Below are 20,867 nucleotides of genomic sequence, written 5' to 3'. Positions count from 1 at the left end.
GTCGCCGTGAGATCGCACCGGCATCCGCACCCGGTGTCGCCGCGACGGTGCGGCCGACAGGTCAGGACGACCGGGTGCCGGGCTCGGCGATCGCCCGGTACACCGGCCGCAGCACGTCGGTGAGGCGCTCCCGCCCGGCGCGCAGTGGCGGCTCCGGGACCTGGTCGAGGACGGCATCGGGCTCGGTGCCGGGCGACCGGGGCACGACGGTGGCCGCGGGCGCGGTCCAGAAGTCGGCGAGCAGGTCGGCCAGGGCCGGTGCCCCGGACGCGGCGCCGGCCCCGGACGCCAGGTCCCGCTGCTCGCGCACCCGGTCGAGCAGCGTCGCCCGGTCCCGGCCCCGCAGGGTCAGCAGCGTGAACGGGTCGGTGTCGCACTGCTGCGCCAGCACGTAGAAGACCGCCGCGAGATGCTTGCACGGCACCGTCGCGTCCGGGCAGGAGCAGTCCTGTGCGAGGTCGTCGGCCGAGGTCGGGAACAGCGACAGCCCCAGCCCGCCGAGCAGCTCCTCGATCTCCGGCGGCACGGTCCCGGCCAGCAGCGCTGCGGCGTACCAGGCGTCGGCGGCCAGTTCCTGCTCGACCCGGCGCCACTCGGTCTTGTCCCACACCCGCAGGCCGATCCGCACCCGGTACGGCTGCGGCCTGGTCCCCTGCACGAGCGCGACGACCGCCCCCGCGTCGACGTCGAGCGACACGATCTGGCCGGACCGGGCGTAGGTGCGCCCGCGGGAGAGCCTGCCGCCGACCCCGACCTGTTCGAGCACGGTGAGGAAGCGGGCCGACCACCAGGTCCGCGCGACCGGTCCGGTCGCACCGTGGATCCGGATGCCGCCCTCGACGCGGATGGGGCGGCCACCGGGGTAGTCCTCGGCGGCCCAGAACGGACGGTCACTCATCGCTGTCCCCCAGGTCGTCGGCGACCGCGTCCGACCCGAGCGCGAAGACCTCACGCAGCTCGGTGGTCGACAGCGAGGTCAGCCAGTCCTCCCCGCCGGTCACCACCATGTCCGACAGCGACCGCTTCGACGCCACGAGCTCGTCGATCCGCTCCTCGACGGTGCCCGGGCAGACGAACCGGCGGACCTGGACCGACCGGGTCTGGCCGATCCGGAACGCCCGGTCGGTCCCCTGGTCCTCGACGGCCGGGTTCCACCAGCGGTCCAGGTGGATCACCTGGTTGGCCGCGGTCAGCGTCAGCCCGGTGCCGCCGGCCTTGAGCGAGAGCAGGAACAGTGCCGGCCCGCCCTCGCCCTGGAACCGGGCGACCATCTCGTCCCGGCGCTTCTTCGGGGTGCCCCCGTGCAGGTAGAGCACCTCGGTGTCGAACCGCGCCGACAGGTGCGGGCGCAGCATCGCCGCGAACTCGGTGTACTGGGTGAACAGCAACGCCCGGTCGCCGGCGGCGAGCACCGACTCCAGGATCTCCTCCAGCCGGGCGACCTTGCCGGAGCGGTGCCGGCCGCCCGCCCGGTGGATGGGGGAGCCGTCGTGCAGGAGCTGCGCCGGGTGGTTGCAGACCTGCTTGAGCTTGCTCATGGCGGCCAGCACGTTGCCGCGCCGCTCGATCCCGTCGGTGCCCTCGATCTTCTCCATCATGTCGTCGACGACCGTGCGGTACAGCGACGCCTGCTCGCGGGTGAGCCGGTGGTCGGCCACCATCTCGATCTTCTCCGGCAGGTCGTCGATGACCTGGGGGTCGGTCTTGAGCCTGCGCAGCAGGTACGGGCGGGTGATCCGGCGCAGCGTGCGGGCGGCCCCGGCGTCCCGGTGGCGTTCGACCGGCACCGCGAACCGCTGCCGGAACACCTCGGCCGTGCCGAGGACACCCGGGTTCAGGAAGTCCATCACCGACCACAGCTCGGCGAGCCGGTTCTCCATCGGGGTGCCGGTCAGCGCGATCCGGTGCGCCGCGTCGAGGGAACGCATCGACCGGGCCGCCGCGGACCGGCTGTTCTTGATCATCTGGGCCTCGTCGAGCACCAGCCGGTGGAACCGCCACTGCCGCAGGTCCTCCGCGTCCCTGGTGGCGGTGGCGTAGGTGGTGACGACGAGATCGGCCCCGCCGAGCACCCGGTGCAGCCCGCCGCCCCGCGGACGACCGGCGCCGTGGTGGGCGTGCACCCGCAGGCCCGGGGCGAACCGCTCGGCCTCCCGGGCCCAGGTGCCGACCATCGACATGGGGCACACGATCAGCGTGGGCGCCGTGCCCTCGGCTCCGGCCCCGCCGCCCGCCCGGTCGTGCGCCTCCAGGGCGAGCAGCTGCACGGTCTTGCCGAGGCCCATGTCGTCGGCCAGGCAGGCGCCCAGCCCCAGCGACGACAGGAACGCCAGCCACGCGACCCCGCGCTCCTGGTAGGGGCGCAGCGTGGCGGTGAACCCCGGTGGCGCCGGCAGCGGCTGCAGCTCCCGGTCGGCGGTGCCCGCCAGCAGGGCACCGAGCCGGCCGCGGGCCGAGACGTCGGTGACCGGCAACGGTGCGTCGACGTCGCCCCGGGCGGCGGCCAGCACGTCCGGCACGGTCGGTGCGCGGTCCCGTGAGCGGCGCAGGAAGTCCAGGCCGCGGGCCAGCGCGTCGGCGTCGATCGCGACCCAGCGCCCGCGCAGCCGCACCAGCGGGGCCTTGGCCGCCACCAGCGCGGTGATCTCGTCCTCGCCCAGCTCCTCGTCGCCCACGGCGAGCGACCAGCGGAACCGCGCCAGCTCGTCACGGCCCAGCCCGCCCCGGGTGACGACGCCGGGCGCCGCCTCCGCCGACGCCGAGAGCTTCAGCCCGAGCGCGCGCTGCCCGTCCCACCCCCGGGGCAGTGCCACCCCGAAGCCGGCCGCGAGCAACGCCGACGCGTCCCGGGTCAGGAACCGGTGCGCACCGGTCACGTCGAGCGCCAGCGCCGTCGGCCGGGCCTCGCGCAGCGCCCGGACGAGGTCGGGCAGTACCTGGGCGGCGCGGCCGAGCTCGGCCAGCAGCACGTCCTGCGCGCCGTCGACCAGGCCGTCGGCGGCGCCGGCCCAGACGTCCGCCGCGGGGAGCTGCAGGCTCGGGTCCTCGGTGGACTGCAGGGCGAACCCCAGCTCCCAGCGGGTGCCCTCGCCGGTCTGGTCCAGCGGGTCCGGGCCGGGATCGGCCGGGTCGTGCATCGAGGACACCTCGGTCAACCGGAACAGCGCCGTGCCCGCCCCGGGCTGCTCGCGCCCGATCTCCTCCCAGACGGTGAGGCCCTCCCGCAGCACCTGCAGCTCGCGGCCCTCGACCGGTAGCTGCGGGGCCGGGCCGGTCAGCGCGTGCAGCAGGGAGCCGACGACGCCGGAGGGCGCCGGCGGCGGGTCCACCGCGCGGCCGAGCCGGTCCCGGACCGCCGCGTCGACGAAGCGAGCCAGCGCGCCGTCGACCAGCTCGCCCGGATCCTGACCGGCGACGTCGCCCGGTCGCCGCTGCTCCGCCCTGGCCACCGCGGGCACCCGCCGGACCAGATCGGTGCGGGCCACCGCGTCGAGCCCCTGCACGACCGGGCGCCAGCGCGCCGCGGGCCGGCCGGACTCGGTGGTGAGCACCGGCAGCACCCGGCCGCGCGCCGCCAGCTCGTCGGCGAAGCGGACCAGCTCGGCGAGGTGCGTGACGTCGGCTCCGTAGCGCACCTCGGGGCACGGGTCGGTCAGCTCGGAGGGATCGACCAGCAGCGCGGGCACCGTCCACGGGGCGAGCGTGACCGCGCTGCGGCCCGGTGCGCGCGGCGTGGTGCGCACGAGCCCGGGGGAGTCCTGCGGCGCCGACGGGTACGACGGCAGCAGTACCGTGACCGAGGCCGGCTTCCCCGGGTGGACGGCGCTCAGCTCGTCGGACGGGACCGCGAACGGGTGCGGCCGCGCCGTGCGCAGCGAGCGCCGGCCGGACCGGGCCGGGCGCTCGCCGTCCTCCGCCCAGAGCAGCACGCCGCGGGCCGGAGAGTGGAGGGCGTGGACGACGAGCACGGACCCACGGTAATGGGGCCCACCGACAGTCCCGCCGCTACCGGGCGCCGGTGGCGAGCAGCTCGTCCAGCTGCTCGTAGCCCTCCTGCACGCCGACCTCCATGCCGGAGGCCAGCATCGCGTCGCGCGCCGCCATCGAGTCCGCGACCGAGACCCCGACCAGCCGGGTACGGCCGCCGGGCAGGGCGGTGAAGGTCGCCGTCTCCAGGCAGACGCCGTCCGGTACGCCCTCGAAGGTGAAGGTCTGCACGATCCGCTCGGCCGGGCGCACCTCGTGGAACGACCCGTAGAACCGGAACTCCTGCTCGCCGTCGTGGTGGGTGTAGCGGTAGCCGCCGCCGGTCTCGGCGTCCCACCGCTGCACGGTCATCCGCAGCCGGCGCGGGCCGAGCCAGCGCCCTACCTTCTCGACGTCGACGTGGGCGTCGAACACCCGCTCCGGCGGGGCGTCGAACTCCCGGGTGATGCGGATGATCGGCAGGTCCGGGACGGCCTCGATGGTCGTGGGGGTGGTCGTGGTCATGATGCTGCTCCTTCGCTGTCCTGTCCGGTGCCGGTGGTCGCTGTGTCGTCGGTGTCCTCGGTGGCCAGCAGGTCGTCGAGGCGCCGGTAGCGCTCCTCGGCGTGGCGCCGGTACCGCTCGATCCAGGCCGTCATCAGGTCGAACACCTCCGCCTCGAGGTGCACCGGCCGCCGCTGGGCCTCCCGGCTGCGCCGGACCAGCCCGGCGTCGGCCAGCACCCTGATGTGCTTGGACACCGCCTGGACCGAGACGTCGTAGGGCGCGGCGAGCTCGTTCACCGTCGCGTCGTCGGTGGCCAGCCGGGCCACCATGTCGCGCCGGATCGGGTCCGCCAGCGCGGCGAACACCTTCGAGAGCCGGTCCTCCATGGTCGTTCTCCTTACTCAACCTCTCGGTTGAACATGACCGTAGCGGCTGCGGAGATCGTATTCAACCCGGAGGTTGAATGAAATGTCCCGCTAGGGTCACCGGTACCGCTGGTCGACGAGGACGGAGCAGGCGATGGAGCAGGCGACGGTGCTGACCGGGATGTCGTTCCTGGAGGGTCCACGCTGGCGTGACGGCCGGATCTGGGTCAGCGACTTCTACACCCACCGGGTGCTCTCGGCCCGGCCCGACGGCAGCGACCTGCGCACCGAGGCCGAGGTACCGGGCCGGCCCTCCGGCCTGGGCTGGCTGCCGGACGGGGACCTGCTGGTGGTGTCCATGCGGGACCGGACGATCCAGCGGCGCCGGGCCGACGGGACGCTGGTCGTGCACGCGGACCTGTCCGCCCACCTCTCCCCGCCGCTGAACGAAATGATCGTCGACGCCGACGGGCGGGCCTGGGTCGGCGCCTTCGGGTTCGACCTGATGAACGGCGCCCCGCGGGAGACCACGCCACTGGCCCGGGTCGACCCGGACGGCACGGTGACGACGGTGGGCGAGCCGCTGCACTTCCCGAACGGCATGGCGCTGGTGGGCTCCGACCTCGTCGTCGCCGAGACGTTCGGGAACCGGCTCTCGGCGCTGCGGATCGGCGCCGACGGGACGCTCGGCCCGCGCCGCGACCGGGCCCGGTTCGGTCCGGTGCCCGAGGAGCAGGACCCGCTCGTGGCGATCGCCGGGGTCGCGGTCGCACCGGACGGGATGTCGGTCCCCGACCGCGACGGCGGGATCTGGGTGGCCGACGCGGTCGGCAACCGGGCGGTCCGGGTGCTGCCCGACGGCGGGATCGCCGACGAGGTCTCCACCGGCGGGACCGGCACCTACGCCTGCCAGCTCGGCGGCGACGACGGCCGGACACTGTTCCTCTGCACCGCGCCCGGCTTCGCCGAGCACGAGCGGCGCGACACCCGGCTCGCGGAGCTGCGTGCGGTGCGGGTGGCGGTGCCCTCGGCGTGAGCGGCCGGCTCAGGGGAGCCCGTCGAGGAACCGGGTGACCACGGCGGTCGTCGTCGCCGGGAGCTCCAGGTGCGGGTCGTGCCCGCAGGGCAGCGTGGTCAGCGCGACCGGGCCCGCGGCGCGCTCGGCGACCGTGCGGACGTGCACGGCGCTGCCGTAGGGGTCGGCGTCGCCCTGGACGCCGAGCACCGGCGCGGTGATCGCGCCGAGCCGGTCCCGGACGTCCCACGCGCGGAACCCCGGGTCGAGCCACACGTCGTTCCAGTTGCGGAACGCCGCGTCCGGGTCGTCGTGGTGGCGGGCCATCCGCGCGCGCAGCCCGCCGTCGTCGAACGCCGTGCGGGCCGCCCGGATCGCGGTGAGCGCGAACTCCTCGACGAGCACGTGCGGGGCGAGCACCACCAGCCCGCCGACCGGCAGCACGGTCGCGGCGAGCAGGGCGATCGTCGCGCCGTCGGAGTGCCCGACGAGCACCGGCCGCTCCAGCCCGAGCGCCGCGCACAGCGCCGGGACGGTGCGGGTGGCCTCCTCACCCATGAACGACGGCGTGCGGGGCGAGCGGGGCGGGCCGGACCGCCCGTGGCCGGGGCGGGACCAGGCGACGGACCGCCGTCCGGTGGCCGCCGCGATCCGGCGGTGGAAGCCGCGCCACAGGCCGACGGAGCCGAGCCCCTCGTGCAGGAACAGCAGCGGGGCGCGCTCCCCGGTGCCCGGCACGTCGTCGTACTCGAGACCGACGCCGTCCAGCTCCAGGCGGGCGGCGCCCGGCCCGTGCGCGTCCGGGACGACGATGGCTCCTCCTCAGGACGATCGTCCTAGGCTAACCGGGAACGATCGTTCCGATCATGTCTGGAGCCGAGATGACCGACACCGGGGCCCGTCCGCCGTTCCCGCCGTTCGACGCCGGGTCCGCCGCCGCGAAGGTCCGGGCGGCGGAGAACGCCTGGAACACCCGCGACCCGCAGAAGGTCGCGCTGGCCTACACCCCGGACACGGTCTGGCGGAACCGGGACACCTGGCTCACCGGCCGCGCGGCCGTCGTGGAGTTCCTGACCGCGAAGTGGGAGCGCGAGCAGGACTACGCGCTGCGCAAGTCGCTGTGGGCGTTCTCCGGGAACCGCATCGCGGTGCGGTTCCAGTACGAGTGCCGTGACGCCGACGGGCAGTGGTGGCGCAGCTACGGCAACGAGAACTGGGAGTTCGCCGACAACGGGCTGATGGCCCGGCGGGAGGCCAGCATCGACGACGTCCGGATCACCGAGGCGCAGCGGCGGATCGTCGGGGCCCGGCCCGACGGCGACGACACCGACCTGCCGGTGTGACGCCCGGTCAGCCGTCGAGCAGCCGGACCAGGCGCGCGGGGGCGATGCACCGGTAGGCGTCGGTCACGATCTCGGTGATCTCGGACCGGTCGGGGGCGTCGTCGCCGGTCCCGTCGAGCACGACGCCGAGCCAGCCGCGATGGCCCACGTAGGCGGGCCGGAAGAACCCGGGCCGGGTCCTCGGCGATCAGCTCCTCCTGCACGCCGGGCGGCGCCGCGCACCAGAACGCGAGGTGCGGGTGCCCGTGGTGGCGGCCGACGTAGCTGACGAACATCCGGCCCGCGAACCAGGACGGCGATCCGTGGCTGACCCGCTCGGTCACCTCCGGCAGCGCGAGACAGATCTCGCGCAGCCACGGCAGCGGGTCCGCCGGCGGGGTCACGTGCCCGGCCGGTAGGTGCCCAGCGACCACACGTTGCCCTCCGGGTCGGCGACGGCGAACTCCCGCGACCCGTAGTCCTGGTCGGTGAGCCCCATGACCACGTCCGCACCGGCGGCGACGGCGCGGTCGTGCAGCGTGTCCGGGTCGTCGCAGGTCAGGTACAGCACCGCCCGGCCGGTGTCGAAACGGTCGTCCGGCCGGCGGGCACCGAGGGCGATCACCGCGGTGTCGTTGCGGTCGTCCCAGGCGAGCTCGGCGTGCACGAGGGTCCCGGCGTCGTCGGTGTGGATGTTCAGCTCGCGGAAGCCGAGCGCCGAGGTGAGGAACGCGATCGCGGCGCGCGGGTCGTCGTAGCGCAGTGTCAGGTGGATGCTCATGGCCGGTGATCCTCGCCGGTGCCGGGCCCGGTGTCTTGGACGGACGGGAACCCGGCACCGCGCGACTGCCCGGTGTACCCCTCCCGCGCGTACGGGGCGATCGTCACGACTGCCTCCCGGTCACCGGGTCGCCGAGCCACTCGCTGCGGAACCCGGTGGGTGTCGTCCCGGCGAGCGCGCGGAACTCCCGGGTGAGGTGCGCCTGGTCGGCGTACCCGCAGTCGGCGGCGATCCCGGCGAGCGCACCGGTCCCGCCACCGACCAGCCGGGCCGCGGCGGCGAACCGCAGCACCCGGCCGGTGGTCCGCGGGGCCAGCCCGATCTGCGAGCCGAACCGGTGCTGCAGGTGCCGCCGGCTCCAGCCGACCTCCGCGGCCAGCCGCCGGACCTGCACCGCCCCGCGGGAGCGGTGCAGGCACTCCCAGGCGTGGGCGACCTCGGGATCGGGACGGCGGGCGCGATCGGCCAGCAGCCGGGCCGCGAGAACCTCCGCCACGTGGGCGAACCGGTCCGTCCAGGTGGGCAGCTCCGCGAGCCGGTCGGGGAGCGCGGCCAGCACCGGGTCCTCCAGCTCGGCGAGCACCGGGACCGCACCGCCGGGCACCGGCCGCCCGCCGAGCAGGGTGAACATCCCGAGCGGGGTCAGGTCGACCTGGACACCGGCCTGCGGGCCGGAGAACTCGGTGAGCACCCAGGTGTCGCTCAGCCCACCGGCGAACGCGGCCGCCCGGGCCGTGCCGATCGCCGGGCCGGACAGGACGAGCGGATGGAAGCCGAGGATCAGCGCGACCTCACCGGCCGGGGCCTGGCGGCGGCGCAGCGGTACCGGCGCGTGCTCCCGGTAACCGAGGACGCGCCGGACGTAGGGCCGCAGCGCGGCCGGCGGCCGCCCCGACACGAACGCGGCCGGCTGCGCGCCGGTGTCCTCCACCCGGGCATCGTGCCAGCTCCGGGTGGGCGCCGGGTCCCGGAGTGCGCGGGTCGTCGTGGCGCAGCCTCAGGTGATGCTCCCGCCCGGTGACTCTCGGCGTGCACCCGGCCGCACCGGTGCGGGAGCGGTCGGGCACAGGAGCCCGCGAGTGCAGCGTCGGGCACCTTTCGTGCCACATCGGACCGGCACTCCCTGCGCGCGGCGCGCCCCGGTCCAGAATCAGGGCAGACCGGACGACGGAGAGGAACCTGCCTGTGCCCACGAGCCGCAAACGCAAGCGCTCGGACGGTTCCGTCGTCCGCATGCGCAGACGTGCCCCGGTGCGGAGAACGGGCACCGCGCCGGACGCGCCACCGCAGCCGGTGACGCCACCGGAGCCGGCCGGGCCGGCAGCACGGAGCCGGACCTACGCAGCGTCCAAGGAGGACGCCGTCGCGCGGCTCGTGAACGAGGCCAGGAAGCAGGCGGGCCTGGTCTCCCTGCGCACGGACGAGCAGTTGCGTACCGCGGCCAGGAGGCACAGCGTCGACATGGCCGAGCGGGGGTACTGCGCACACGAGAGCCCGGACGGCGTGACGCCGGGACAACGCATGCGGGCGGCCGGCCACCCCCGGCCCGGCGGTGAGAACGTGGCCACGGGGCAGGGGAGTCCGCACGCGGTGATGAGTGCCTGGATGAGGAGTCCCGGGCATCGCGCGAACATCCTCCACCCGGATTTCCGCACGATCGGTGTCGGCGTCGACCTGGGCCGCGGCGGTCCGTGGTGGACGCAGAACTTCGGTTACTGAGGTGCCCGGCCCGGGGTGAGCGGCAGGAGCCGGCGCGACCTCGGCCACAACCCCGGCCGGACGGTCTTGCTCGCCGTGGTGGCGTCCCGCATGATGTTCGCCGTGCCTAACTTCAAGAATATGGGCTGGCGAACTTCGTTGTTGCTGCTGGCTTGTACGGCGCTGGTCGCCGGGTGCGGGAGCCCGGCCGGGACCGCCGGTCCCGACGACGACCCGCGCCCGCTGGTCCTCGCCACCTTCACGGTGATCGCCGACATGGCCCGCGAGGTCGGGGGCGACCGGGTCCGGGTCGAGTCGATCACCCGGCCCGGTGCGGAGATCCACGACTACGAGCCGGTGCCCGGTGACCTGGTGCGGGGCGCGGGGGCCGATCTGGTCCTCGACAACGGCCTGGGCCTGGAGCGGTGGTTCGAGCAGTTCGTGGACCGTTCCGAGGCCCGCTCGGCGACGGTCAGCGACGGGGTCGAGGTCCTGCCCATCGTCGCGGGGGAGTACCGCGACCGGCCGAACCCGCACGCCTGGATGTCCCCCGACGCCGGCGTGCGCTACGTCGAGAACATCCGCGACGCGCTCGTCGAGCTGGACCCGGCGGGCCGCGACACCTACACCGCGAACGCCGCCGGGTACACCGAACGGATCCGGCAGGTCGGGACGGACCTGCGCGCCGAGCTGGGGCGGTTGCCGCAGGCGCAGCGGGCGCTGGTGACCTGCGAGGGCGCGTTCTCCTACCTGGCCAGGGACGCCGGTCTGCGGGAGTCCTACCTCTGGCCGGTGAACAGCGACGCCGAGGGCACCCCCGACCAGATCGCCGCCACGATCGGCTTCGTCCGCGACAACGCGGTGCCCGCGGTGTTCTGCGAGAGCACGGTGAACGACTCCGCCCAGCGCCAGGTCGCCGCGGAGACCGGGGCCCGGCTGGCCGGGCCGCTCTACGTCGACTCGCTGTCCGAGGACGGCGGCCCGGTCCCGACCTACCTCGACCTCCTGCGCCACGACGCCGGGGCGATCGCCGACGGCCTGACCGGGGACCGCCCGTGACGGCCGCGACCGGCCCGGTGCTCGCGGTCGAGGACCTGTCGGTGCGCTACGGCGAGGTGACCGCGCTGGACGGCGTGCACCTGCAACTGGGTCCCGGCACCGTCTGCGGGCTGCTGGGTACCAACGGGTCCGGCAAGTCGACGCTGTTCAACGCGGTCATGGGGCTCGTCCGCCCGTCCCGCGGCACCGTCTCGGTCCGCGGCGGGACGGTCCGTGCCGCCCGGCGCTCCGCGGCGATCGCCTACATGCCGCAGGCCGAGGCGATCGACCCGGACTTCCCGATCGTCGCGCACGAGGTCGTCATGACCGGCCGCTACGGCCACCTGGGGATCGGCCGCCGGGCCCGGGCGGGCGACCGCACGGCCGTCGCCGACGCGCTGGAACGGGTCGGGCTGACCGGGCTGGCCGACCGGCAGATCGGCCGGCTCTCCGGCGGCCAGCGCAAACGGGTCTTCCTGGCCAGGGCGATCGCGCAGGACGCGGCGCTGCTGCTGCTCGACGAGCCGTTCGCCGGTGTCGACCACGGCACCCGTGAGGCGATGACCGCGGTGCTGCACGAACTGCGCGACGACGGCCGGACCGTCCTGGTGTCCACCCACGACATCGCCGGTGTCGACCGGCTCTGCGACCGGGCCGTCCTGCTCGCCACCCGCCTGCTGGCCGACGGACCGCCGGCGGCGGTGCTCACCCCGGACGTGCTCGGCCGGGTGTTCGGCTTCGCCCCGGCGGGGGAGGCGTGATGGCCGCCTGGCTGCTGGAGCCGCTGCAGTTCGGGTTCATGCAGCGCGCACTGCTGGTCGCGGTCGTGGCCGGCACCGTCGGGGCGTTGCTGTCCTGCTGGCTGACCCTCGTCGGCTGGTCGCTGATGGGGGACGCGGTGTCGCACGCCGTGCTGCCCGGCGTCGTGCTGTCCTACATCGTCGGCATCCCGTTCGGGGTCGGGGCGTTCGTGTTCGGGGCGGGTGCGGTCGGCCTGATCGGGCTGGTCCGGCGCACGTCACGGGTGAAGGAGGACGCCGCGATCGGCGTCGTGTTCACCGGGCTGTTCGCGCTGGGGCTGATCCTGATCTCCCGCACGCCGAGCGACACCGACCTGTCGCACATCCTGTTCGGCAACCTGCTGGGTCTCTCCGCCGGTGACGTCGTGCAGATCGTGGTGCTCGGGCTGGTCACGATGGCGGTGGTCGCGCTGCGGCACCGCGACTTCACCCTGGTGGCGTTCGACCGGGTGCACGCGCACGCCGTCGGGATCGACCCGCGCCGGGTGGAGGCGCTGCTGCTCGGGTTGCTCGCGCTCGCCGTCGTCGTCGCGCTGCAGGCCGTCGGGATCGTGCTGGTGGTGGCGGTGCTGATCATCCCCGGGGCGACCGCATACCTGCTCACCGACCGGATGGAGCGGATGCTGCTGATCGCCGTGCTCGTCGCGGTGGGGGCCGGGGTGGTGGGCACCTACCTCAGCTACCACGCGAACGTCTCCACCGGCGGTGCGGTGGTGGTCAGCCTGGCGTCCGCGTTCGTGCTGGCGTACCTGTTCGGCCCGCGGCACGGCGTGTTGGCCAGGGCGCGCGCCGCCCGCCGCGCGTCCGTGGCCGGCTGAGCCGGGCCCGGCTCAGCCGAACGCCAGCCCGGCCGCCAGCCCGAGGACGACGACCGCGACGACGCCGTCGAGCACCCGCCAGGCGACCGGCCGGGCGAACAGGCCGGCCAGCCGGGCCGCGCCGAACCCGAGACCGGTGAACCAGACCACGCTGGCCGCGGCCACGCCCGCGGCGAACGCCACCGCCCGTCGGTGCCGTGCGCCGCGGCCAGCGAACCGAGCACGAGCACGTCCACCAGCACGTGCGGGTTGAGGAAGGTCAGTGCGGCCGCGCTGCCCAGCACGGGGGCGAGCGGTCGCGCCGCGCCCCGGGCGCCCGCGTCGAGCGTGCCGGGCCGCAGTGCCCGCCGGGCGGCGAGCAGCCCGTAACCCGCGAGGTAGACGACGCCGCCCCAGCGGGCCACCTCGGCCAGACCCGGCACCCGCGTCAGCACCAGCCCGACGCCGCCCACCGCCGCCGCGATGATCAGCAGGTCGGCGAGCACGCAGAACCCGACCACCGCCGGGACGTGCTCCCGGCGCAGCCCCTGACGCAGCACGAACGCGTTCTGCGCGCCGATCGCGGCGATCAGGGACAGGCCGGTACCGAAACCCACGACGATGCTCACCGGACGACCGTAGGTCGGCCCGGCCGGCAACCACGATCTCGTTCACGGATCTTCAGGACCCTAAGCTGTACTTCATGTACGACCGGGGCCGGCTGGCCGCGCTCAGCGCCGTCGTCGAGCAGGGCAGTTTCGAGGCGGCCGCGGAGCTGCTGTCGATCACACCGTCGGCGGTGTCGCAGCGGATCAGGGCGCTGGAGCGCCAGACCCGGCAGGTGCTCGTGCGCCGGTCCCGCCCGTGCGTGCCGACCGACGCCGGGCGGACGCTGCTGCGCCTCGCCCGGCAGGTCACGGTCCTGGAGGGCGAGGTCGACCGCTACCTCGCCGACGACCCCGACGGCGCGGTCCACCTCCCGATCGCGGTGAACGCGGACTCGGTCACGCACTGGTTCCTGACCGCCGTCGTGCCGCTGGCGGAGGCGCACGGCGTCCGGCTCGACCTGCACGTCGACGACGAGGAGCACACCGCGGCGCTGCTCCGCGAGGGCTCGGTGGTGGGCGCGGTCACGACGTCGTCGGTGCCGGTGCAGGGCTGCACGGTCCGTCCGCTCGGCGCCACCCGGTACCGGCCGGTGGCGGCCCGGGCGGTGTACGACCGGTGGTTCGCCGGACGCGATCCGGCGGCGGCGTTCCCGGTCGCGCCGCGCGTCGACTTCGGCCTGAAGGACCGGCTGCAGACCCGGTTCGTCCGGCAGCTCACCCACCGGCGGTGCAGCGGCCCCGCGCACCGGGTGCCGGCGGCCGACGGGGTACCACGCGGCCGTCCGGGCCGGGCTCGGCTGGGGCATGTTCACCGACGCCCCGGCCCGGGCCGCCGCCGACGCCGGCCGGTTGGTGCTGCTGAACCCCGACCGCTACCTGGACGTACCGCTGTTCTGGCAGCACTGGACGTTGCGGACCACCGTCCTCGACGCGCTGGCCGCCGCGGTCGGGACGGCGGCGGCCGGGGCACTGGTGCCCCCGCCGTGACCGGGCGCCGGGTCAGATCCCGGACCGCCAGGGCCGACCCAGCCGGATGTCGCAGGTGATCTCACCCGGCTCCATCCCGGTGAGATCGGCGATCAGGCCACGCACCGCGTCCTCCGCCGTCCGTGGGTCCTCGACCGTGGTCGAGGCCTCGATGCCCGGCACGTACAGGGTCAGCCTGCGGTCGGCCCGCCAGGCCACCACCTCGAAGTGATGGTCTCCGGTCACCGTGTCACGGTAGCCCGGCGCCGGGGCCCGGGGCACTAGGGCATGTCTCCCAATAGGCGTGACCAGGTGATGCAGGCGCTGAGGACGGTGGCGGCGCGATAGGTGATGGCGAGTTTGTCGTAGCGGGTGGCCAGCCCGCGCCACTGCTTGGTCAGGGTGAAGTGGCGTTCCACGACGTTGCGGCCCTTGTAGGTCTCAACGTCGAGTCCGGGTGGTCTGCCGCCGAGGGAGCCGCGGCGTTTGCGGGCGGCGATCTCGTCGCGTTTCTGCGGGATGACGGTGGTGATCGAGCGGCGGGCCAGTGCGCGCCGGTTGACCCCGGATGAGTAGGCCCGGTCGGCCACCACGGCGTCGGGTCGGGTGCGGGACCGTCCCGCGCCGAGGCGGGGGACGCGGATGTCGGCCAGGACCTGCTCGAGCATGGCGCCGTCGTTGCGCTGCCCGCCGGTCACCACCACCGCCAGCGGCCGGCCCCGCCGGTCGACCGCGGCATGGATCTTCGTCGTCAGCCCGCCACGGGAACGGCCGATGCCGTGACCTGCGGGTTCTCGCGGTCCGCCGAGCGGGCTGGGCATGAACCCGTCAGGGGATTTCGTGTAGTTCGACCGTGCCCCCTGTGTCCTGCTCGGGGCGGGTGGTGTTCGTGGCGTGCTGGTGCGCCCGGTTGATCGTGGCGTCCACCGACACCTGTCAACACCGTCCAGTCGATCTCGCCCTTGGCGTCGGCCTGGGCCAACAGTGCGGCCAGCACGGTGTCCCAGGTGCCGTCAGCGGCGTAGCGGCGGTGTCGCTTCCACACCGTTTGCCAGGGCCCGAACTGCTCCCGCGGCAGATCTCGCCAGGGGATCCCGGTTCGGTATCGGAAGATGATCCCCTCCACCACGCGGCGATCCTCGCCGAACGGGTGCCCACGCCGCCCGGCGTTGGAGGGCAGCAGCGGCCCGATCAACTGCCACTGAGCATCCGAGAGCAGCGCGAACCTCGACGAACTCACCGGCTCATCCTGCCGGCAGTCCGGACACCCATATGGGAGACACGCCCTAGCCGAACGTCGGCTCGGCGGCCCGGTCCTCGTCGTTCTCCGGGGGCTGGTCCTCGTCGGGAGCGCGCAGCGGGTCGAGGCCCGGGTCCGGCTCCGGGGTGCCGGTCGGCGCGGCGGGCGCCTCGGCCGGCGGCGGCTGCTCCGGCGGCTCCGGGGGCGGCGGCGCGGTCGTCGCGGTGGCCGTCGGTGTCGGGGGCGCGGTCGGCTCGTTCGCCGCGAGCTCGGACGGGGCGTCGCCGAGCGGCCGGAAGGTCGGGAACTCGACGGTGTCCCCGCCGCGGACGGCGTCGGCCATGAACCCCTGCCACACCTCACCGGGGAGGTCCTTGCCGTTGATCGGGTCGCCGGACGCGTTCTGGATCGGGTCGTTGCGGTCGGTGCCGACCCAGACGGCGGTCGCGATCCCCGGGGTGAACCCGGCGAACCAGGCGTCGTTGTTCTGGCCCTCGAACCGGGACTGGACCGTGCCGGTCTTCGCCGCGACCTCCTGGCCGCCGGGCAGCTCCAGGTCGTCGTTCGTCGCGACGTCCATCATCGCCTCGGTGACGTTGCGGGCGACCTGCTCGTCGAAGCGCTGCTCGCCCTCGCCGGGGGAGTACTCGTAGAGCACCCGGCCCTCGGAGTCGACGACCTTGGACACCAGGTGCGGGGCGTGCCACACCCCGCCGGCCGCGATCGTCGCGTAGGCCGAGGCCAGCTGGACCGGGGTGACCTCCTTGTTCCCGAGCGGGAGCCGGGCGTCCGGGTTCTCCATCGGGGCGGTGATCCCGGCGAGCCGGGCGGCGTCGGCGACCTTCTGCGGGCCGACCTGGGCCGCGAGCTTGGTGAAGACGACGTTGTTGGAGATCGTCATCGCCTGCTTGATGTCGCAGCGCTGGCAGTTGGCGCCGTCGGCGTTGCGCAGGCCCTCGCGCTCGGAGCCGTCGAACTCGGTGCCCAGGCCGACCGGCGGGTCCTCCAGCAGGCCGGCGAGCACCGCGAACGGCTTGAAGGTCGACCCCGGCTGCTTCATGACCTTGGCGTAGTCGAGTCCGGTCCCGTTCGCGCCGCCGTAGTAGCCGACGATGCCGCCGGTCTGCGGGTCGACGGCGACGGCCGCCGAGCGGAGCAGGTCGGGCTGGCCGTCCATCCCGGCCCGGACGGCGTCGGTGAGTTCCTGCTGGCGCTCCGGGGTGATCGTCGTGGTGACCTGCAGCCCGCCCTGGGCGAACGCCTGCTCGGAGATCCCGAGGGCACCCAGTTCCGAGCGGACCGCGTTCAGGATGTGCCCCCGCTCGTCGCCCAGCGACGAGGACCGGGAGGTGTTCTCCGGCGGGATCGTCTGCGGGAACACGGCCGCCGCGCGCTCCTCCGGGGTGAGCCAGCCCTGCTGGACCATGCCGCCGAGCACGAAGTTCCAGCGGTCGCGGGCCTTCTCCGGCGCGTTCGCGGGGTCCCAGTTCGACGGCGACTGGATGACCCCGGCGAGCAGGGCGCCGTCGCTCGGCGTCAGCTGCGCGGCCGGCTTGCCGAAGTAGGCGAGGCTCGCCGACTCGATGCCGTAGGCCCCGCGGCCGAAGTAGATCGCGTTCAGGTAGTCGTTGAGGATCTCGTCCTTGGACTTCTGACCGGAGACCTTCAGGGCGACGATGAGTTCCTTGTACTTGCGCCAGTACGTGGCGTCGTTGCCGACCAGCGTCGTCTTGACGAACTGCTGGGTGATCGTCGATCCACCGCCGACACCGCCGAGCACCTGGTTCATCGCCGCCCGCAGGATGCCGGTGATGTCGAAGCCCGGGTTCGAGTAGAACGACCGGTCCTCGGCGGCGAGCACGGCCTCGCGCACGTGCGGCGGGATCGCCTCCATCCCGACCTTGATCCGGTTGCCCTGTTCGGGCACCAGCCGGGCGAGCTGGCCCCCGTCGGCGAACGACACGGTGGCGATCTGGTTCTGCACGGCCTCGTCGGTGCTGGGGATCGGGAAGGCGATCCACCCGATCCCCAGCACCAGCAGCGGGACGAGGAACACCGACGCGGCGCCGCTGACGAGGGTCCAGCGGATCTGCTTGCGCCGCCGGGTCCGGCGCTGCTCCGGGCTGAGGGCGGCCTTCTGCTCGGCGTCGAGGATGCCGAGGCGGCGGCGGACCGGGCCGACGACCGGATCGGCGAACGCGAGCGCGCGCCCGACCGGGCCGCGGGCGGCCGGGGTGGGCTCGCCAGGGGTCTCCGGGCCGGCGGCCGGGGCCACGGCGGGGGCGAGCGCCGTCACCGGCTCCGGGGCGTCGTCGGGCTCCACCGGCGGGACGACCGTGGTGACCGGCCCTGAGGGCGGTGGCTCCGGACGGCGACGCCGGCCCGGGCGGGGTGCGGCGTCCGATCCGGCGCCGCCCGCCTCCCCGGCCAGTGGCCGCTCGCCGCGCCGGGCGGGGGCGGGCGCACCCGGCGGGACGGCGTCGTGCGGCGCTGCCGGCGGCGGGGCAGCGGCCGTGGCGGGGTCGTGCGGGCGCACCGGCGGCGGGCCGCCGGCCGGGGGCGAGTCGTGCGGGCGTACCGGAGCCGGGCCGCCGGGCGGGGGCGAGTCGTGCGGGCGCACCGGCGCCGGACCACCCGGCGGGAACGAGGAGTCGTGCGGGCGGGAGGGCCGCGGAACGGCCGGGCGCCGGGGCGCGACCGGTTCACGGGCACCGGGGGCCGGTGCGCCCCGGCGGGGGCCGTCGGGTGCCGGGGTGCCGGGGTCGCGGGGGACGGTGCCGCCCCGTACCCGCATGCCGACCTTGGCGGTGCCGTGCACACCCGTGCCGGGCTGCGGTCCACGGGCGGGCGGGGGCTGGGGGGCGCGGCGCTGCCCGCCGTCCGCCGGGCCACCCGCAGCTCCACTCGCCCCGTCGCCCGCTGCGTCGCTCTCCGCGCGCACGACGTCGGCGAAGGACCCCGGGCGTCCGTGCCGCGGCCCGCCCGGGCGGGGCTGCTCACCGGAGCCGTGCCGGCCGCCCTGCGGCGCACCGTGCCGGGGCGCGCCGCCGGACCCGTCCCTGGCGACCTGGTCGCTGCTGTGCCGCCCGGCCGGGCGCTCGTCGGTGCGCACGGCCCGGCCGCGGTCGTCGGCGCCGTGCCGGTCGGCGGAACGGCGGGACCGCGGTGGTGGGGGCGGGCCTGCGGTCAACCGCCTCTCCTCTCACGGGGCCAGTGTCCGGGCGGGGGCATGCGCATCCGGTGAACGAGTCACCGGCGGGGCGCGGTGTGCCCACCTGATCGACGTCACTCGATCGTCGGCACGTCATCGGGGTGTCGCGGCGGTGCGTGACCGGCTGGGGACGGTCCACTCCACCATGTGCACCAGCCTGCACGTTCCGCCGGGTGCGACGCGACGATGTGGATCAGTTCGTCGGGCAACGGCCGTCTGTATGCGCCGAGGCGCGGGCCCGCACGGAGGTCGCCGACCGGTGGCGCCCGGAGTGCGACGAGCAGCGCCGCCCCGGCGGTCGCCGGTTCCCGGCGGCGTGAGGTCCGGCCCGCGAAACCGGTTCGCGGTGGACTATTAGCATTCACGGGAACGCGCGGCCGCCGGATCTCGTCCGATGTTCCGGCCGCCGCGGAACCCACCCCCGCTGGAGGCCGTCACCGTGTCCGCACCGCCCGCACCGCCCGCGTCCGCCCCGATCCGGGTGCCGGCCGGGACGACCGCCGGCGCGCGCGTGCGGGAGGGCGGCCTGCCGACCACCGGGCCGGACGCGATCGTCGTCGTCCGGGACGCCGAGGGCGCGCTGCGCGACCTGGGCTGGGCCCCGGAGGCCGACACCGACGTCGTCGCGGTGCGGGCGAACACCGAGGAGGGGCGCAGTGTCATCCGGCACTCCGCGGCCCACGTGCTCGCCCAGGCCGTGCAGCAGCTGTTCCCGAAGGCGAAGCTGGGCATCGGCCCGCCGGTCACCGACGGCTTCTACTACGACTTCGACGTCGACACCCCCTTCACCCCCGACGATCTGAAGAAGATCGAGTCGGCGATGAAGAAGATCGTCAAGGCCGGGCAGCGGTTCGAGCGCCGCCGGTTCGCCGACAAGGCCGAGGCCCGCACCGAGCTGGCCGACGAGCCCTACAAGCTGGAGCTGATCGACCTCAAGGGCGGTGCCGACGCCGACGGCGAGGTCATGGAGGTCGACGCCAGCGGCGAGCTGACCGTCTACGACAACGTCCACGCCCACACCGGCGCCGTCGTGTGGTCCGACCTGTGCCGCGGCCCGCACCTGCCGACCACGAAGTACATCCCCGCCTTCACCCTCACCCGGTCCGCCGCCGCGTACTGGCGGGGCAACCAGGACAACGCCCAGCTGCAGCGCATCTACGGCACCGCGTGGGAGTCCCAGGAGGCGCAGGACGCCTACCTCGACCGGATCGCCGAGGCCGAGCGCCGGGACCACCGCCGGCTGGGCTCGGAGCTGGACCTGTTCAGCTTCCCGGACGAGATCGGTTCCGGCCTGCCGGTCTTCCACCCGAAGGGCGGGGTCGTCCGCAAGGAGCTGGAGGACTACTCGCGGCTGCGGCACGCCGAGTCCGGCTACGAGTTCGTCTACTCGCCGCACGCCACCAAGGGTCAGCTGTTCGAGCTGTCCGGGCACCTCGACTGGTACGCCGACGGCATGTACCCGCCCATGCAGCTGGACGAGGAGCGCGACGCCGACGGCAACGTCCGCCGGGCGGCCGTCGACTACTACCTCAAGCCGATGAACTGCCCGATGCACAATCTCATCTTCCGGTCCCGCGGGCGGTCCTACCGGGAGCTGCCGCTGCGGCTGTTCGAGTTCGGCACCGTCTACCGGTACGAGAAGTCCGGCGTCGTGCACGGCCTGACCCGGGCCCGCGGCTTCTCCCAGGACGACGCGCACATCTACTGCACCCGCGAGCAGATGGGCGACGAGGTCCGCTCGCTGCTGCAGTTCGTGCTGGACCTGCTGCGCGACTACGGGCTCGACGACTTCTACCTGGAACTCTCGACCCGCAACCCGGAGAAGTCGATCGGCTCCGACGAGTCCTGGGCCGAGGCGACCGAGGTGCTGCGGGACGCGGCGGAGAGCTTCGGCCTGGAGCTGCGCGACGACCCGGGCGGGGCCGCCTTCTACGCGCCGAAGATCTCCGTGCAGGCGCGGGACGCGATCGGCCGCTACTGGCAGATGTCCACCATCCAGGTCGACCTCATGCTGCCGGACCGCTTCGAGCTGGAGTACACCGCGAACGACGGGTCCCGGCAGCGTCCGGTCATGATCCACCGCGCGCTGTTCGGGTCGATCGAGCGTTTCTTCGGCGTGCTGACCGAGCACTACGCCGGTGCCTTCCCGGCCTGGCTGGCGCCGGTCCAGGTGGTCGGCATCCCGGTGACCGACGCCCAGGAGCCCTACGTGCGCGAGATCGCCTCGGCCCTGCGCGCGCAGGGGATCCGGATCGACGTCGACGCCGGCGACGACCGCATGCAGAAGAAGATCCGCACCCACACGCTGCAGAAGGTCCCGTTCCTGCTGCTGGCCGGCGGCCGGGACGTCGAGGCGGGCGCGGTGAGCTTCCGGTTCCGGGACGGCTCGCAGACCAACGGCGTGCCGGTCGACACCGCGGTGCGGGCGATCGTCGCGTGGGTGCGGTCGCGGAACAACGCCTCGCCGGACGCCGCGGCGTTCGCCGTGCAGCCCGCCCCGTCGTCCGCCGCGGACGCCACGGCCTGAGACCGGCGGGTCACTAGGATCGGCTC

General features: G+C 74.6%; 18 protein-coding genes and 3 pseudogenes. 8 read left to right on the top strand and 13 right to left on the bottom strand.

Going from position 1 to position 20,867, the window contains the following annotated elements; translation table 11 throughout:
* Positions 1-61: 61 nt before the first annotated feature.
* Genes AFB00_RS28710 through AFB00_RS28695 form a run of 4 tightly spaced genes read right to left on the bottom strand, consistent with a single transcriptional unit; the run spans position 62 to position 4,859 of the window.
* Positions 62-898, bottom strand: coding sequence for an SWIM zinc finger family protein (locus tag AFB00_RS28710; RefSeq protein WP_068799774.1), 837 nt, complete (start codon positions 896-898; stop codon positions 62-64).
* Positions 891-3,968, bottom strand: a complete 3,078-nt coding sequence (locus AFB00_RS28705) for a DEAD/DEAH box helicase (RefSeq protein WP_068799773.1) — start codon at positions 3,966-3,968, stop codon at positions 891-893. Before AFB00_RS28705 ends, AFB00_RS28710 begins: the two co-directional genes overlap by 8 nt.
* Before the next feature lie 37 nt (positions 3,969-4,005).
* The gene (locus tag AFB00_RS28700; RefSeq protein ID WP_068799772.1) at positions 4,006-4,491 is read right to left on the bottom strand and encodes an SRPBCC family protein; all 486 of its coding nucleotides are present in this window, start codon (positions 4,489-4,491) and stop codon (positions 4,006-4,008) included.
* A complete protein-coding gene (locus AFB00_RS28695; RefSeq protein ID WP_068799771.1) occupies positions 4,488-4,859 on the bottom strand; it encodes an ArsR/SmtB family transcription factor in 372 nt (123 codons plus the stop codon). Before AFB00_RS28695 ends, AFB00_RS28700 begins: the two co-directional genes overlap by 4 nt.
* Before the next feature lie 133 nt (positions 4,860-4,992).
* Here AFB00_RS28695 and AFB00_RS28690 point away from each other — a divergent pair, with 133 nt between their 5' ends.
* Positions 4,993-5,874: an SMP-30/gluconolactonase/LRE family protein gene (locus tag AFB00_RS28690; RefSeq protein WP_068799770.1), complete on the top strand. Its 882-nt coding sequence runs from the start codon at positions 4,993-4,995 to the stop codon at positions 5,872-5,874.
* Between the two features lie 9 nt (positions 5,875-5,883).
* Here the strand turns inward: AFB00_RS28690 and AFB00_RS28685 are convergent, their stop codons facing one another.
* Complete coding sequence (locus AFB00_RS28685; protein WP_231974121.1) at positions 5,884-6,591, bottom strand: alpha/beta fold hydrolase; 708 nt, start codon at positions 6,589-6,591, stop codon at positions 5,884-5,886.
* A 128-nt stretch (positions 6,592-6,719) separates the two neighbouring features.
* On the opposite strand from AFB00_RS28685, the gene AFB00_RS28680 reads away from it, so the two are divergent.
* Positions 6,720-7,196 (top strand): nuclear transport factor 2 family protein, encoded by a 477-nt coding sequence (locus AFB00_RS28680; protein WP_442965830.1) that lies wholly within the window; start codon positions 6,720-6,722, stop codon positions 7,194-7,196.
* Positions 7,197-7,203: 7 nt separating this feature from the next.
* On the opposite strand, the pseudogene AFB00_RS28675 reads toward AFB00_RS28680, so the two are convergent.
* From AFB00_RS28675 to AFB00_RS28665, 3 genes and pseudogenes are all read right to left on the bottom strand, one after another.
* Positions 7,204-7,579 (bottom strand): annotated as a pseudogene (locus AFB00_RS28675) (MmcQ/YjbR family DNA-binding protein).
* Positions 7,576-7,956 (bottom strand): VOC family protein, encoded by a 381-nt coding sequence (locus AFB00_RS28670; RefSeq protein ID WP_068799767.1) that lies wholly within the window; start codon positions 7,954-7,956, stop codon positions 7,576-7,578. Before AFB00_RS28670 ends, AFB00_RS28675 begins: the two are co-directional and overlap by 4 nt.
* Positions 7,957-8,059: 103 nt before the next feature.
* On the bottom strand, positions 8,060-8,887 hold the full coding sequence (locus tag AFB00_RS28665; RefSeq protein WP_068799766.1) for a helix-turn-helix domain-containing protein: 828 nt from the start codon (positions 8,885-8,887) through the stop codon (positions 8,060-8,062).
* Positions 8,888-9,141: 254 nt separating this feature from the next.
* Between AFB00_RS28665 and AFB00_RS28660 the strand changes: the two genes are divergently transcribed.
* The 4 genes from AFB00_RS28660 (at position 9,142) to AFB00_RS28645 (ending at position 12,310) form a co-directional block, all read left to right on the top strand.
* Complete coding sequence (locus AFB00_RS28660) at positions 9,142-9,675, top strand: CAP domain-containing protein (protein WP_231974120.1); 534 nt, start codon at positions 9,142-9,144, stop codon at positions 9,673-9,675.
* Positions 9,676-9,795: 120 nt separating this feature from the next.
* Positions 9,796-10,713, top strand: a complete 918-nt coding sequence (locus AFB00_RS28655) for a metal ABC transporter substrate-binding protein (RefSeq protein WP_156819885.1) — start codon at positions 9,796-9,798, stop codon at positions 10,711-10,713.
* Positions 10,710-11,453, top strand: coding sequence for a metal ABC transporter ATP-binding protein (locus AFB00_RS28650; RefSeq protein ID WP_068799764.1), 744 nt, complete (start codon positions 10,710-10,712; stop codon positions 11,451-11,453). The genes AFB00_RS28655 and AFB00_RS28650 overlap by 4 nt, the downstream gene beginning before the upstream one ends.
* Positions 11,453-12,310, top strand: coding sequence for a metal ABC transporter permease (locus AFB00_RS28645; RefSeq protein ID WP_068799763.1), 858 nt, complete (start codon positions 11,453-11,455; stop codon positions 12,308-12,310). The genes AFB00_RS28650 and AFB00_RS28645 overlap by 1 nt, the downstream gene beginning before the upstream one ends.
* Positions 12,311-12,322: 12 nt before the next feature.
* Here AFB00_RS28645 and AFB00_RS35900 read toward each other — a convergent pair whose 3' ends face one another.
* A complete protein-coding gene (locus AFB00_RS35900) occupies positions 12,323-12,460 on the bottom strand; it encodes a hypothetical protein (protein WP_335726586.1) in 138 nt (45 codons plus the stop codon).
* 107 nt (positions 12,461-12,567) lie between these two features.
* A pseudogene (locus AFB00_RS35895) lies at positions 12,568-12,849 on the bottom strand (LysE/ArgO family amino acid transporter); the annotation flags it as partial.
* A 143-nt stretch (positions 12,850-12,992) separates the two neighbouring features.
* Here AFB00_RS35895 and AFB00_RS28635 point away from each other — a divergent pair.
* On the top strand, positions 12,993-13,943 hold the full coding sequence (locus AFB00_RS28635) for an ArgP/LysG family DNA-binding transcriptional regulator (RefSeq protein ID WP_197519695.1): 951 nt from the start codon (positions 12,993-12,995) through the stop codon (positions 13,941-13,943).
* Here AFB00_RS28635 and AFB00_RS28630 read toward each other — a convergent pair.
* The 3 genes and pseudogenes from AFB00_RS28630 to AFB00_RS28620 form a co-directional block, all read right to left on the bottom strand.
* On the bottom strand, positions 13,897-14,109 hold the full coding sequence (locus AFB00_RS28630) for a hypothetical protein (protein WP_156819761.1): 213 nt from the start codon (positions 14,107-14,109) through the stop codon (positions 13,897-13,899). The genes AFB00_RS28635 and AFB00_RS28630 overlap by 47 nt on opposite strands.
* A gap of 35 nt (positions 14,110-14,144) precedes the next feature.
* Positions 14,145-15,082: pseudogene (locus tag AFB00_RS36475) on the bottom strand (IS5 family transposase).
* A 67-nt stretch (positions 15,083-15,149) separates the two neighbouring features.
* Positions 15,150-18,293 carry a transglycosylase domain-containing protein gene (locus AFB00_RS28620; protein WP_231974119.1) on the bottom strand — a complete coding sequence of 1,048 codons (3,144 nt, stop codon included), beginning with the start codon at positions 18,291-18,293 and terminating at the stop codon, positions 15,150-15,152.
* A gap of 496 nt (positions 18,294-18,789) precedes the next feature.
* Here AFB00_RS28620 and thrS point away from each other — a divergent pair, with 496 nt between their 5' ends.
* On the top strand, positions 18,790-20,841 hold the full coding sequence (thrS, locus tag AFB00_RS28615; protein ID WP_068800777.1) for a threonine--tRNA ligase: 2,052 nt from the start codon (positions 18,790-18,792) through the stop codon (positions 20,839-20,841).
* Positions 20,842-20,867: the final 26 nt, after the last annotated feature.

Origin of the sequence: Pseudonocardia sp. HH130630-07, assembly GCF_001698125.1 — a bacterium.
Taxonomy (GTDB): Bacteria; Actinomycetota; Actinomycetes; order Mycobacteriales; family Pseudonocardiaceae; genus Pseudonocardia.
The sequence above is the reverse complement of the archived record's forward strand: the minus strand, read 5'-3'. Positions and strand labels throughout refer to the sequence as shown.

Coding starts and splice junctions, on each gene's coding strand:
- AFB00_RS28710 (WP_068799774.1), bottom strand. CDS start 898: ATGAGTGACCGTCCGTTCTGGGCCGCCGAGGACTACCCCGGTGGCCGC.
- AFB00_RS28700 (WP_068799772.1), bottom strand. CDS start 4,491: ATGACCACGACCACCCCCACGACCATCGAGGCCGTCCCGGACCTGCCG.
- AFB00_RS28695 (WP_068799771.1), bottom strand. CDS start 4,859: ATGGAGGACCGGCTCTCGAAGGTGTTCGCCGCGCTGGCGGACCCGATC.
- AFB00_RS28690 (WP_068799770.1), top strand. CDS start 4,993: ATGGAGCAGGCGACGGTGCTGACCGGGATGTCGTTCCTGGAGGGTCCA.
- AFB00_RS28680 (WP_442965830.1), top strand. CDS start 6,720: ATGTCTGGAGCCGAGATGACCGACACCGGGGCCCGTCCGCCGTTCCCG.
- AFB00_RS28670 (WP_068799767.1), bottom strand. CDS start 7,956: ATGAGCATCCACCTGACACTGCGCTACGACGACCCGCGCGCCGCGATC.
- AFB00_RS28655 (WP_156819885.1), top strand. CDS start 9,796: ATGGGCTGGCGAACTTCGTTGTTGCTGCTGGCTTGTACGGCGCTGGTC.
- AFB00_RS28645 (WP_068799763.1), top strand. CDS start 11,453: ATGGCCGCCTGGCTGCTGGAGCCGCTGCAGTTCGGGTTCATGCAGCGC.
- AFB00_RS28635 (WP_197519695.1), top strand. CDS start 12,993: ATGTACGACCGGGGCCGGCTGGCCGCGCTCAGCGCCGTCGTCGAGCAG.